Origin of the sequence: Bradyrhizobium lupini, from assembly GCF_040939785.1 — a bacterium.
GTDB lineage: Bacteria > Pseudomonadota > Alphaproteobacteria > Rhizobiales > Xanthobacteraceae > Bradyrhizobium > Bradyrhizobium canariense_D.
Map to the genome: position 1 here is coordinate 5,217,643 of NZ_CP162553.1, position 12,147 is coordinate 5,229,789.

Sequence of the window (12,147 nt, forward strand, 5' to 3'; positions counted from 1 at the left end):
TCGCCGGAAGCCACGGATTGTGGTGACTGCTTTGCGTTCTTCTCAAAGAAAAATGCCCGGGACCAGCCCGGGCATTCGTTTCTCTCAGTCAGCGTAGAGCGCCTACGCCCCCACCATCGGCATGCGTGGATATTCACCCGGCGTTCCCGCTGGCGTGATCGGAATGCCGCCGTCGGAATATTCGTTGAGCTTGTTGCGCAGCGTACGGATCGAGATGCCCAGGATATTGGCGGCATGGGTCCGGTTGCCGAGGCAGTGCTTCAGCGTCTCCAGGATCAGGTCACGCTCGACGTCGGCGACGGTGCGGCCAACCAGGGCCCGCGTCACCTGCTCGGCGGCCATGGTGGCATGGGCCACGGCCGGCACGGTTTTGGCGAGGTCGAGGCGGTCGCCGTCGGGCGTGAGGATCGCATCGGCGCCGATCTCGTCGCCCTGCGCCATCAGCACCGAACGGTGCATGGTGTTTTCGAGTTCGCGGACGTTGCCCTGCCAGCGGTTGGTGGAGAGCACGCGGCGCGCTTCCGCCGAGATCGGGCGCATCGGCACGCCATTGGCTTCGGCGTATCTCTTCACGAAGTGCTGGGCGAGCTCGAGAATGTCGGCGGGACGGTCGCGCAGCGGCGGGATCTTCAGATTCACGACGTTGAGCCGGAACAAGAGGTCCTCGCGGAACGTGCCCTCGCGCACCGCGTCCACCAGGTTGCGGTTCGAGGTCGCGATGATGCGGATGTCCACCGGGACGGGCTTGGTGCCGCCGACGCGGTCGATCACGCGCTCCTGGATGGCGCGGAGCAGTTTCGATTGCAGGCGGACGTCCATCTCCGAGATTTCGTCGAGCAGCAGCGTGCCGCCGGTTGCCTCCTCGAACTTGCCGATGCGGCGGGCGATCGCGCCGGTGAAGGCGCCCTTCTCGTGGCCGAACAGCTCGGACTCCAGCAGATGCTCGGGGATCGCGGCGCAGTTGATCGAGATGAACGGGCGCTTGGCGCGGGCCGAGCGGGTGTGGACGTAGCGAGCCAGCACTTCCTTGCCTGTCCCGGATTCGCCGGTGATCATCACCGAGGCGTCCGAGCCCGCGATCTGCTGCGCGAGCTTGATCACCTTGGCCATCGCCTCGTCGCGATAGACCAGCTCGCGGGAATCGTTGGCGACGGCAGCCAGCACCGCTGCGATCAGTTCCGGGTCCGGCGGCAGCGGGATGTATTCCTTGGCGCCGGCATGGATCGCGGCAACCGCGGCGCGGGCGTCGTTGGTGATGCCGCAGGCGACGATCGGGGCGTGGATGTGCTCGGCCTCCAGACGCATCACGAGGTCGCGGATGTCGAGGGCGACGTCGACCAGCAGCAGGTCGGCGCCCTTGCCGCCGCGCAGCACGCGCATCGCCTGTTCGTTATCCTCGGCGTGGGTCACGGTGGCGCCGTTCGCCATCGCGATCTTGGTGGCGGTGGTGAGCTGGCCCTTCAATGTGCCAACGATGAGAAGCCGCATGTCAGTCTCCTGTCCGTCTGGTCGCGCTGCCGCGCGTCGTCGCTTTAGGCGCGTTCAGCCTTGATGATTTCAGTCATGGTCACGCCGAGCTTGTCCTCCACCAGCACGACTTCGCCGCGGGCGACCAGCTTGTTGTTGACGTAGATGTCGATGGCCTCGCCGACGCGCCGGTCGAGCTCGAGCACGGTCCCGGGTCCGAGCTTCAACAGCTCGCTGACGTCCATCTTGGAGCGGCCGAGCACGGCCGAGACCTGCACCGGTACATCGAATACGGCCTCGAGGTCGGCGGCGGCGCGCGTCGCGTATTCGTCCTCGTTGTAGCCGACGTCGGTGCCGGCAGGCGGCATCGGGCCGTTGAGATCGGGCAGCGGGACCTGTCCGTCAGTGTCGCTCATGATTTAACTCCCCCTGCGGGACGCAACGTAGCGACCCACCATTTCGTCGATCTTGGCCGCGATGGCGGCGCGCTCCAGCACGACGCCGCCATCGGCCCATTCGATCCGGCAGTCGCCGGTGGCAATCTCGGGCTCGGCCAGAATCACCAGCCGGCCTTCAAAGCCGTTCTGCCTGGCCAGCCGCTCGATGTTCTCGCGCGCGGCATCGTAGAGCGCGTCGTTGATGCGGACGACGAGATGCGGCGTCGCGACCAGATGCGAGAAGCAGTCCTTGACCAGCGCGACGATCTCGCCGAGCGGCTCGGCGGCGACCAGATCGGCGCACAGCTTGCGCGCCACCGCGACCGCGACGTCGACCGCCTCGGTCTCCATCTTGGATTCGATGTTGCCGATGCCCGAGGCGATGCCGCGGATCGCGATGTTGATCTCTTCCATGGCGAGCGCGACACGGCGGTCGCTCTCGGCCTTGGCCTCGCGCTGGCCGGCGGCGAAGCCGTCCTGATAGGCGCGCGCCTCGGCTTCCGCCACCTTCTGGGCGATCTCGGCTGCGGTTGCGGCCTTCTCGCGCGTCCGGTCGGGCGCGGCGAAGTCGTTGTCGAACAGGAATTTTGCCGGGGCGGCCATCAGTACACCAGCTCGTCGTCGGCGCGGTTCTTGGTCAGCATGATCTCGCCCTTGGCGGCGAGGTCCTTGGCGAGGTTGACCAGCAACGCCTGGGCCTCGTCGACGTCGCGCAGGCGGACCGGACCCATCGCCGCCATGTCGTCCTGGAGCATTTTGGCCGCACGCGAGGACATGTTGCCGAAGAAGAAGTTGCGGACGTCCTCATTGGCGCTCTTGAGCGCGACGCCGAGCTTGTCCTTGTCGACGTTGCGCATCAGGGTCTGGGCGGAGCCGGGATCCAGCTTCACGAGGTCGTCGAAGGTGAACATCAGCGCCTTGATGCGCTCGGCCGATTCGCGATTGTCCTCTTCCAGCGAGGTGATGAAGCGGGTTTCGGTCTGGCGGTCGAAATTGTTGAAGATTTCCGCCATCACCTCGTGGGCGTCGCGTCGGCGGGTCTGGGACAAATTGGACATGAATTCGGTCCGCAGCGTCTTCTCCACGCTCTCGATCACCTCCTTCTGCACCGCCTCCATCTTCAGCATGCGGTTGACGACGTCGAGCGCCAGATCCTCGGGGAAGATGCCGAGCACGCGGGCGGCGTGTTCCGGCTTCAGCTTCGACAGCACGACCGCGATGGTCTGCGGATATTCGTTCTTGAGGTAGTTGGCGAGCACCTCTTCCTGCACGTTGGAGAGCTTCTCCCACATGTTTCGGCCGGCGGGGCCGCGGATTTCGTCCATGATGCCGTTGACGCGCTCGGGCGCCAGATATTGCTGGAGCAGCCGCTCGGTGGCGTCGAAATTGCCCATCAGCGCGCCCGAGGCCGACATCCGCGAGACGAATTCGAGCAGCATGTCCTCCACGGTGTCGACCTCGACGGTGCCGAGCGTCGACATTTCCAGGGAGAGCTGGCGCACCTCGTCGTCGTCGAGCAGCGACCAGATCTTGCCGCCATATTGCTCGCCGAGCGCCAGCATCAGGATCGCGGCGCGCTTCGGCCCCGCCACCGCTTCGGTCTTCGCGCCTCCGCGGCTGCCCGCACGCTGACCGAGCGTGGAGATCACGCTGGTGATGTCGTTGGAATTGGCGTTTTGCAGGGCGGCGGCCATATCAGATCACTTCTCGATTATTTCGTGGGTTCGGTCAGCCATTGGCGGATGATGGCGACGGTCTCGTTGGGATTGCGCTCGGCGAGTTCGCCGACGCGATGGACGGATTGGGCATGGACCTGGCCCTGGACGGTGGCGACGTCGATCGCGCTCGCGGCGCCGCTCGGCAAGAGCGCCTGGCTGGCAGGCGCGGCCTCGTCGCTCGCCGGACCGGTGAGGGCGCCGGAGATGGCGGCTGCGACTTCGTCGGATGCCAGGATGCGCTTGACCAGCGGCCGGACCACCAGGAACAGCACGACCAGGCCGAGCAGCATCATCACGCCGAGCTCGACGAAGTACATGACGTCGTCCTTGGTGAACTGGAGCATGCCGAGTAAGCCGCTCGGCTCGGCGATCAGGGGGTGGAGGGGGCATCGGCAAAGCGCAGATTGACCACCTCGACCTGGTCGCCGCGCTTCTGATCGAAGCCGATCGCCGAGCGCACCAGCGTGGCGATGCGGTCGAGCTGCTCCTTGGTGCGGTCCTGGTAGGCCAGATCGCCCTTCTCGTTCTTGGAGTAGATGCCGTCGACCAGCACCGCGACCGAGATGCGGTTGACCCGGCCGGCCTCGGTCACTTCGGTCTTGGTGGTGCGGGAGATCTCGTAATTGTTGGTCTCTTCGCTCTTCTTGCTCTGGTCCTTGGCCGCGACGCCGCCGTTCTGCTGGTTGCCCGGCAACTCGTTGTTGACGGTGACCTGGCCGTTGTTGTCGGCGGTCATGCTCTGCTCTTCGCGGGTCTGGCTCGAGCGCAGCACGCGGCCTTCGGGATCGTACTTGTCCGAGGTCTGGGTGACCTTGTTGAAGTCGAAATCGGCGGAGAGCTGGACCCGGGCGCGTCCCGTGCCCACCACGGAGGAGACGATGTCCTCGACCTGCTTGCGCATCCGCTTCTCGAAGGCGGTGCGGCGCTCGTCGCCGATCTGCTGGTCCGGATCGGTCTGGGCGCCGTCGGCGAGCAGCTGCCCGGTCTCGTCGACGATCGAGACCCGCTGCGGCTTCAGCCCGTTCACGGCCGAGGCGACGAGGTGGCGGATGGCGCGGATCTGCTGGGCTTCCAGCGCGCCGCGGACCCGCACCACGATCGAGGCCGACGGCTCCGGCGCCTCGCGCGAGAACAGCGGGCGCTCGGGCAGCACCAAATGGACGCGGGCGGCCTGGATGCGGTCGATGGCGCGGATGGTGCGGGCGAGCTCGCCTTCCAGCGCGCGGAGATGGTTGATGTTCTGGACGAAAGAGGTGGTGCCGAGCGCATCCGACTTGTCGAACACCTCGTAGCCGACGCCGCCGCCCTTGGGCAGGCCGCCCTCGGCGAGCTTCATCCGCAGCCGGGTGACCTTGTCCTTGGGCACCATGATGATGGTGCCCTCGTTGCGCAGCTCGAACTGGATGCCCTGGCGCTCCAGGTCCTTGATGATGCCCGAGGAGTCCTCGACGCTCAGGTCGGTGAACAGCGTCGTCATCTGCGGCGTGGTGACGCGCATGATGACGAACGCGAAAAAGCCGACGAGCGCGGCGGTGACCGCGATCATCGCCCCGAACCGGGCGGCTCCGATACCCTTCAGAAAGTCCGCAAGACCTTGCAAGCAACCGCCCCGACAGATTCGGCTGCTTTCACAGGAAAGGCCGACTGGGCAATTATTGCCTAGGTGATGGTTTCGATATGGTTAACGAAGGTTAAGAGCTGCGACAAAAGTCGCGCCAAAACGAAGCATGAAAAAAATCGGCCTCGCAAGACGAGGCCGATTTTCGTCAAAAGCCGCAGATTTCCGGATTGCCTACTGGCGATATTGTTGGATACGGGTGGTGCGAAGTCCCGCCAGACCATGCTGGTCGATCGAAAACTGCCAGGAGAGGAATTCGTCAACCGTCAGCGTGTAACGGCTGCAGGCCTCCTCGAGGGAGAGAAGACCGCCACGAACTGCGGCGACGACCTCGGCCTTGCGGCGGATGACCCAGCGTTTGGTGCCGGGTGCAGGCAGATCCGCAATCGTCAACGGACTACCGTCCGGCCCGATGACGTATTTTACCCTCGGGCGATGGGGTTCTGTCATGGCGTACTCACAAACTCTCAACCACTGAACTCACTCAGGAACCCTACGCGCGCCGGCTTAAAAATCCGCTAAGCCTAAGGCTTCAATACAATTCTCGTTGAAAATGGCTGGAACGCAGCCGTCTCGACCGGCGGGACGGTACGTCCAGGCGGGCCGAGGGGGTGTTCGTAAATACTTTACTAACGAAAGAGGTCCTGCGCGCGGCGCTGCAAGACCCCAATTGTCGTCCTGGCGAAAGCCAGGACCCATTACCCCAGGGAGGAGTCGCTACGACGACTCGGGGTTATGAACCAGAGCGACTTTCGGTGGCAATGGGTCCTGGCTTCGCCAGGACGACACCGTTATCCAGTGGCATTCCGCCTTTAATTGCTGGCCGTCGCGATGATGCTCTTGACCTGGCTCAGCGTGTAGCTGGCGCCGTCGATGGTCAGCAGCGGCGGCGACTGGGTCAGGTCGACGGATGACACCGTGCCCTGCACCTGCGCAGCGATGCCGACATTGTTGTTGGCGACATCCTTGCCCGTGGCCGAGATCGTGTACTTGCCGTCGGGCCATTGCGTGCCGTCATTGCCCTGGCCGTTCCAGGTGAACGGAACGTCGGTGCCGGCGCCGGCGGTGTATTTGCCGGTGAACACGGTCTGGCCGCTGGCATTGGCGATGGTGATGTCGACGGTGGCGTCGCTCGGCACGTTGAGATGCCAGGTCGCCGACGAATTCGTCATGGTCCCGGTGGTGCCGTCGACCAGGGCGGTCTTGCCGACGAAGCCCAGCGCCTGGGTCGCCTGCGTGGTCTGCTGCAGGGTGACGAGCTGGGACAGCGAGTCGTTGGTCTTGAGCTGCTGCTCGACCCCGGCGAACTGCACCAGCTGCTGGGTGAACTGGTTGGTGTCGAGCGGATCGAGCGGGTTCTGGTTCTGTAGCTGCGTCGTCAGCAGCGTCAGGAAGGTCTGGAAGTTGCCGGCGAGCGTCGCGCCGGTGGTCGAGCCCAGGCTTGGGTTCGACGAGGATTTCGGCAGGTCGGTCGTGCCCGAGACGACGGACGGGGCGGTGGCGGCATTCGTGGTGGTCATGATCGAATACTCCTCACACTCTGATGTCGACGCCGCTGCTCGATCCGAGCATGCGGCCGTAGCTGCGCCCGACCGGGGCCGCGGGAACTGCGTCCTCGTCGCTGACGATCAGCCGGCGGGCATTGCCGCCATTGTCGTTGTTCTGGCCGGAGTTCTGGCCCGATGAATTCTGGTCGCGCAGACTGAAGGACAGCCCGTTGCTGCCGGTCTTCAGGCCGGCATCGTCGAGCGCGCGCTGCAATTGGGGAGCGTCTTGCCGCAGCATCTGCAGCGTCTCCGGCTTCTCGACGGTGAGATGCGAGGTGACCTGTCCGTTGCGGTCGACATTGATGCGGACGTCGATGCGGCCGAGGTCGAGCGGATCGAGGCTGATGTCGAACCGGGTCTTGCCCGCGCGTGCGGCGGCGGCAATTTCGATCGGCACGCCGGTGATCGGAATGGCCGTATTGGTGGCTGCGGTCGCCGTGAGCGTCGCGGTCGATGCGGTCGCGGCCGAAGTCGTATTGGTCAGTGACGCCTGCACGGCCGAGGCCGCCTGCGCGCCGGTGTCGGTGGTGGGGACAGCGGCCTGCGTGCCCGCATGGGGATGCGGTGTCGCAGTCGCCGGTGCCGCATCGGCGGTGCGGTCGGAAGTCCCAGCCTTGGTGTCGCCCGCGTTCGCGTCGATCGGCGGCTTGTCGGCGTGCGGATGCGCCGCGGTGGCGGACGCTGCCGTCGCCGAGGTCTGCGCGGCGTTGGCCTTGCCGGTGTCCTGGCCGATATTGGAAACGTCGCTCGCGCCTTGCGCAGTGACTGCGGCCTTGAACGAGGTTTTTGGCGTGCCCTGGTCGACGGCGGCGATCAGGCCGCCATTGGTCTTGGCATCGGCCGCGGTCGAATCGGTGGTCCCGGTCGCGGCATCGGCCAGCACTGCCGAGGTGTCGGCATCGACCTTGGCGCTTGCGGTCTTGGCGGTCTTGTCGCCCGGCGTCGCGGTATCGGTCTTGGTGCCGGCGATCTGCGCTGCGATAGATGCGCTGGCGGCGATGCCGGCGGCGGCAATCGTCAGCGGCGAGGCGGCGGCGCCGGCCACTTGGTTTGCAGCCGCGTTGGAATCGACCGGCACGGCGACCACGAGTGCATTCGGATCGGGTACGGCGGCCTGCGTCGCGTCGACTTGCGCGGCGGCGGCGGTATCGACGGCGGCGGCGAGGCCATCGATGCCGCCGGCCTTGTCCGCATTGGTCTCGTCGGATTTGTCCGCAGATTTGTCGGCCGATTTGGCGTCGGACGCCTCCGGCTTGTCCTTGGTCTTGCTATCAGCCTTGGCCGCATCAGCCGTCGAGTCGTTCTTGGCGTCGCTCTTGGCGTCGTTCTTGATGTCGTTTTTGGCGGGCGCGGAATTGTTGGCGTCGTCGCTGGCCTTGCTCTGCGAGGACTGGTCGCTCGCTGAGCGATCGCGCGGGCTCTTGTCGGAGGCGGAGGACGAGGAATCGGTGCGGCGCGGGGAGTCCTGCACGGAGGACGCCGCGCTGTCGCTGATCGCCTGGGTGTTGCTGTCCACCAGCGAGCCAAAGGAGTCGTTGGACCTGTCTTTCGGCGCTTGCGACCGGGCAGGCTTTTGCTGCGCGCTTGGGACTTGCACGCTTGCCACGACATCTGACGTTCGACCGACCACAGGCAACCCCTTGGAAACATCTTCGCCATGAGAGGTAGCAAGGAGCGGGCCACCCTTGTGGGTAGGAATTTTATCCAATCAAATCAATGCGTTGACGAATTCGCGCCCCGCCGCGGAGCCTCCCAAAGCCCCGCCATTTCTGCCTCCCCGGCAAGAATTGCCGTAAACCTTGCGGGGTCCGTGATTGCTTCACCGGAAGGCCGCCTATATTAAAGAGAGAGCTCTCAACCGCTTTCGACCGGGCAGGCCGCGCCCTTCGGGAACTCTCGGTTCCCGGGGATTGCCTTTGTCCCGCCGGAAGCACCCAGCGGATCGCCCAGCGCCGCCGTCCACAACGCTTTAAGGCCCATGCTCAACAGTCTGGATCTCGAAGGCCGTCCTGAGGATACCAGGGTCGTCGTTGCCATGTCAGGCGGCGTCGATTCATCGACGACGGCTGCGCTTTTGAAGGCGGAAGGCTACGACGTTGTCGGCATCACGCTGCAGCTCTATGACCATGGTGCGGCGACCCATCGCAAGGGCGCCTGCTGCGCCGGCCAGGACATCCACGACGCCCGCGACGTCGCCGCCAAGCTCGGCATTCCCCATTACGTGCTCGACTACGAGGATCGCTTTCGCGAATCCGTCATCGACAATTTCGCCGACAGCTACGCGCTCGGCGAGACGCCGGTGCCGTGCATCGAGTGCAACCGCTCGGTCAAGTTCCGCGACCTCTTGAAGACCGCGCGCGAGCTCGGCGCCACCGCGCTTGCCACCGGCCATTACGTTGCCTCGCGCCGCCGCGACGACGGCTCGCGCGCGCTGGTGTGTGCCGCCGACGCCGATCGCGACCAGAGCTACTTCCTGTTCGCGACCACGCAGGAGCAGCTCGATTATCTGCGCTTTCCGCTCGGCGACATGACCAAGCCCGAGACGCGCGAGCTGGCGCGGCGCTTCGGTCTTGCCGTCGCCGACAAGCACGACAGCCAGGACATCTGCTTCGTGCCGACCGGGCGCTACACCGACATCATCACCCGCCTGCGGCCGAACGCGATGGACCCCGGCGACATCGTCGATCTCGACGGCCGCGTGCTCGGCCGGCACAACGGCATCGCCAATTTCACCATCGGCCAGCGCCGCGGCCTCGGCATCGCAGCCGCCGCGCCGCTGTTCGTGGTGCGGCTGGAGGCCGCCAACCGCCGCGTCGTCGTCGGCCCGCGCGAGGCGCTGAAGATGCACCGCATCGTGTTGCGCGACGTCAACTGGATCGGCGATGGCGACATCGACCGCGCCATCGGCAATGGCCTCGAAATGTTCGTGCGCGTGCGCTCGACCCGCGCGCCCCAGCCGGCGTGGCTGCGCGGCGCGAACGGCCATTACGAGGTCGAGCTCGTCGCCGGCGAAGAGGGCGTTTCGCCGGGACAGGCCTGCGTGTTCTACGACGCACCTGGCGGCCAGGCCCGCGTGCTCGGCGGCGGCTTCATTCAAAGCGCCGCCGCGAAGGCCGCAAGCAGCACGACGAGGCCGCTCGCAGAAGCGGTCCGCGGCTAAGCGCATGATCCGGAAAAGTGTGCAGCGGTTTTCCGAACAGATCATGCGCAAAATAAGAATCTAGGCAGGGCAGGGGGCATGGCAGCAGACATCTCGCGGGCCGGGGTCGAGAAGGCCTATGGCCGCTGGGCGCCGGTCTATGATCTCGTGTTCGGCAAGGTGTTCGACGCCGGCCGGCAGTCGACCATCGCCGAGGCCGATCGCATCGGCGGCCGCATCCTCGACGTCGGCGTCGGCACCGGGCTGTCGCTCTCCGACTATGCGCGCACCACGAAGATTTGCGGGGTCGACATCTCCGAGCCGATGCTGCGCAAGGCGCAATCGCGCGTGCGCGCGATGCGCTTGAGCAATGTCGAGGTGCTCTCGGTGATGGATGCGAAGAACCTCGCCTTCCCCGAAAACTTCTTCGACGCGGTGGTGGCGCAATACGTCATCACCGCGGTGCCCGATCCCGAGGGCACGCTCGACGAGTTCGTGCGCGTCTTGAAACCCGGCGGCGAGCTGATCCTCGTCAACCACATCGGCGCCGAAAAGGGTTTGCGCAAACTCTCCGAGCTGGCGTTTGCGCCGCTTGCTCGCCGCCTTGGCTGGCGCCCGGAATTTCCGTGGCAGCGCTTGGTCGACTGGGCCGCAAAACACGGCGGCGTTACGCTTGCCGAGCGCCGCCCGATGCCGCCGATGGGCCACTTTTCGCTGATCCGCTACCTCAAATCGTGATCGGGGGTGCGGAACACGCGGGCTGACCCGCGCGTTTCCCTCCCATGCGCACGACATCAAACATCATTCTGGCCAGCCTCCTGATCGCCGCCTCCGGCAGCGCGATCGCGCAGGCTCCGCCCGCCCCGGCGACGCCGCCGCAAGCGACCGCGCCGCCATCCCCGCAGCACGCGACCAATTGCACGCCGCAGGATCGCCCGAACCGCTCGGCCGACGGCACCACCACCGGCCAGTCCCGGGAACCGCTCGGCGACAAATTGGCAAAATCGGACGGCGTGCTCTGCCCGCCCTCCGGCGTAGATCCCGAGATGCACGCCCCGGCGCCCAGCACGAACGGCGCCATGCCCGTCATCCCGCCCCCCGGCAGCCCCGGCGGCGACCCGACGGTGCGGCCGAAATAGCTCGTCGCGCCGAAGCCTTGGCGTAGGCGGAGCCTGTTCCGCATCCCAATCTCGTCGTCATGCCCGGGCTCGTCCCGGGCATCCACGTTTTTGTGGCCGCCCGCAAAGGTCGTGGATGGCCGGGAAAAAGGTCGTGGACGGCCGGGACAAGCCCGGCCATGACGAATCTGGCCCGAGATTCGGCCCCAAAACACACCCATCCATTCCTGTCCGCGGACTTGTCGCGCCGTCGCCTTGGCGAAGGCGGAAGCTTTAGCCAAAGCGGAAGCAAACTCGGATTGACAGCCCGCCGCCCCCTTCCTTATATGCCGCGCGTTCGCGAGATCGGCTTGTTTCGGCCCTCGCGACCCTGTGGCGGGGTAGCTCAGCTGGTTAGAGCACGGGAATCATAATCCTGGGGTCGGGGGTTCGAGTCCCTCTCCCGCTACCAAAAAATCAGGCACTTCCTGCTAACCTGCGATCCTCGGACTCTCTTGGTACCACATTAGTCCCACCAATTCGCAAGCTGGCGAGCATGAAGCTACGCGCTGCGGAGGGGAAGACGGCGGGGTACATTTAGCGGTTTAGCGCCCGGAGTCGAAGCGTGGCCGCTTCTCAGCGGGCAGAACCCTACGGCTGAGCCGTGCTGCAGCCGACGCGATTGTGCCAGAGCCGCGGAACACGGGGACAAACCTCAGCTCTGCCGATTGCGAATCCCTGCTGCGTGCTAGCCTCGGAACGAGAAGACGGGCCAACGATTCGTCCGGGCAGGAGCAAGCTCGATGCTGATGACGAAGGAAAGACGGCCGGCGACCCGAACGCTGCGCGGATGGGCGCTCAGCGTGCTGCAGGAGGCGGGCGCCATCTACGAATGCGAGGAGCATGGCTGGGCGAAGGACCGGGCCGACCCGCATGCACGCGAGCACGCATTGGATATAGCCAGGCAGGAGCCACCCGAGGGCTTATCTGCGGATCAGGCCGTCGGGCAAGTGCGCGAGGTTTTGCATTCGATCGGCGATACGTGCCCGGAGTGCCCGCCACGTCCCGATTAGGTCCCCTGCGCTGTCGCGCCGCTCGAATGGCGTGCGAGCCTCAAACGCCTT

General features: G+C 65.7%; 11 protein-coding genes, 1 tRNA gene and 1 pseudogene. 5 read left to right on the forward strand and 8 right to left on the reverse strand.

What is annotated here, in order from left to right; genetic code table 11:
• Window positions 1–102: 102 nt before the first annotated feature.
• The 8 genes and pseudogenes from AB3L03_RS24805 to AB3L03_RS24840 form a co-directional block, all read right to left on the reverse strand.
• Window positions 103–1,488, reverse strand: a complete 1,386-nt coding sequence (locus AB3L03_RS24805) for a sigma-54 interaction domain-containing protein (protein ID WP_368507157.1) — start codon at window positions 1,486–1,488, stop codon at window positions 103–105.
• A 44-nt stretch (window positions 1,489–1,532) separates the two neighbouring features.
• Window positions 1,533–1,883: a flagellar motor switch protein FliN gene (gene fliN, locus AB3L03_RS24810; protein ID WP_368507158.1), complete on the reverse strand. Its 351-nt coding sequence runs from the start codon at window positions 1,881–1,883 to the stop codon at window positions 1,533–1,535.
• 3 nt (window positions 1,884–1,886) lie between these two features.
• Complete coding sequence (locus tag AB3L03_RS24815; RefSeq protein WP_007614077.1) at window positions 1,887–2,507, reverse strand: FliH/SctL family protein; 621 nt, start codon at window positions 2,505–2,507, stop codon at window positions 1,887–1,889.
• Window positions 2,507–3,598: a flagellar motor switch protein FliG gene (gene fliG, locus AB3L03_RS24820; protein WP_368507159.1), complete on the reverse strand. Its 1,092-nt coding sequence runs from the start codon at window positions 3,596–3,598 to the stop codon at window positions 2,507–2,509. Before fliG ends, AB3L03_RS24815 begins: the two co-directional genes overlap by 1 nt.
• Before the next feature lie 17 nt (window positions 3,599–3,615).
• Window positions 3,616–5,222 (reverse strand): annotated as a pseudogene (gene fliF / locus AB3L03_RS24825) (flagellar basal-body MS-ring/collar protein FliF).
• A gap of 192 nt (window positions 5,223–5,414) precedes the next feature.
• Entirely contained in the window at window positions 5,415–5,690 is a 276-nt protein-coding gene (locus AB3L03_RS24830) for a DUF1153 domain-containing protein (RefSeq protein ID WP_002714638.1), read from the reverse strand.
• 362 nt (window positions 5,691–6,052) lie between these two features.
• The gene (locus tag AB3L03_RS24835; RefSeq protein ID WP_018453889.1) at window positions 6,053–6,760 is read right to left on the reverse strand and encodes a flagellar hook assembly protein FlgD; all 708 of its coding nucleotides are present in this window, start codon (window positions 6,758–6,760) and stop codon (window positions 6,053–6,055) included.
• A 13-nt stretch (window positions 6,761–6,773) separates the two neighbouring features.
• Window positions 6,774–8,417, reverse strand: a complete 1,644-nt coding sequence (locus AB3L03_RS24840) for a flagellar hook-length control protein FliK (RefSeq protein WP_204512186.1) — start codon at window positions 8,415–8,417, stop codon at window positions 6,774–6,776.
• Between the two features lie 348 nt (window positions 8,418–8,765).
• Between AB3L03_RS24840 and mnmA the strand changes: the two genes are divergently transcribed.
• From mnmA to AB3L03_RS24865, 5 genes are all read left to right on the forward strand, one after another.
• Window positions 8,766–9,947 carry a tRNA 2-thiouridine(34) synthase MnmA gene (gene mnmA, locus AB3L03_RS24845; protein WP_018453891.1) on the forward strand — a complete coding sequence of 394 codons (1,182 nt, stop codon included), beginning with the start codon at window positions 8,766–8,768 and terminating at the stop codon, window positions 9,945–9,947.
• Window positions 9,948–10,025: 78 nt separating this feature from the next.
• A complete protein-coding gene (locus tag AB3L03_RS24850) occupies window positions 10,026–10,664 on the forward strand; it encodes a class I SAM-dependent methyltransferase (protein ID WP_204512185.1) in 639 nt (212 codons plus the stop codon).
• 44 nt (window positions 10,665–10,708) lie between these two features.
• Entirely contained in the window at window positions 10,709–11,065 is a 357-nt protein-coding gene (locus AB3L03_RS24855) for a hypothetical protein (RefSeq protein ID WP_063994841.1), read from the forward strand.
• A gap of 353 nt (window positions 11,066–11,418) precedes the next feature.
• A tRNA-Met gene (locus AB3L03_RS24860) sits at window positions 11,419–11,495 on the forward strand.
• Between the two features lie 331 nt (window positions 11,496–11,826).
• On the forward strand, window positions 11,827–12,096 hold the full coding sequence (locus AB3L03_RS24865) for a hypothetical protein (RefSeq protein WP_204512184.1): 270 nt from the start codon (window positions 11,827–11,829) through the stop codon (window positions 12,094–12,096).
• Window positions 12,097–12,147: the final 51 nt, after the last annotated feature.

Coding starts and splice junctions, on each gene's coding strand:
- AB3L03_RS24805 (WP_368507157.1), bottom strand. CDS start 1,488: ATGCGGCTTCTCATCGTTGGCACATTGAAGGGCCAGCTCACCACCGCC.
- fliN (WP_368507158.1), bottom strand. CDS start 1,883: ATGAGCGACACTGACGGACAGGTCCCGCTGCCCGATCTCAACGGCCCG.
- AB3L03_RS24815 (WP_007614077.1), bottom strand. CDS start 2,507: ATGGCCGCCCCGGCAAAATTCCTGTTCGACAACGACTTCGCCGCGCCC.
- fliG (WP_368507159.1), bottom strand. CDS start 3,598: ATGGCCGCCGCCCTGCAAAACGCCAATTCCAACGACATCACCAGCGTG.
- AB3L03_RS24830 (WP_002714638.1), bottom strand. CDS start 5,690: ATGACAGAACCCCATCGCCCGAGGGTAAAATACGTCATCGGGCCGGAC.
- AB3L03_RS24835 (WP_018453889.1), bottom strand. CDS start 6,760: ATGACCACCACGAATGCCGCCACCGCCCCGTCCGTCGTCTCGGGCACG.
- mnmA (WP_018453891.1), top strand. CDS start 8,766: ATGCTCAACAGTCTGGATCTCGAAGGCCGTCCTGAGGATACCAGGGTC.
- AB3L03_RS24850 (WP_204512185.1), top strand. CDS start 10,026: ATGGCAGCAGACATCTCGCGGGCCGGGGTCGAGAAGGCCTATGGCCGC.
- AB3L03_RS24855 (WP_063994841.1), top strand. CDS start 10,709: ATGCGCACGACATCAAACATCATTCTGGCCAGCCTCCTGATCGCCGCC.
- AB3L03_RS24865 (WP_204512184.1), top strand. CDS start 11,827: ATGCTGATGACGAAGGAAAGACGGCCGGCGACCCGAACGCTGCGCGGA.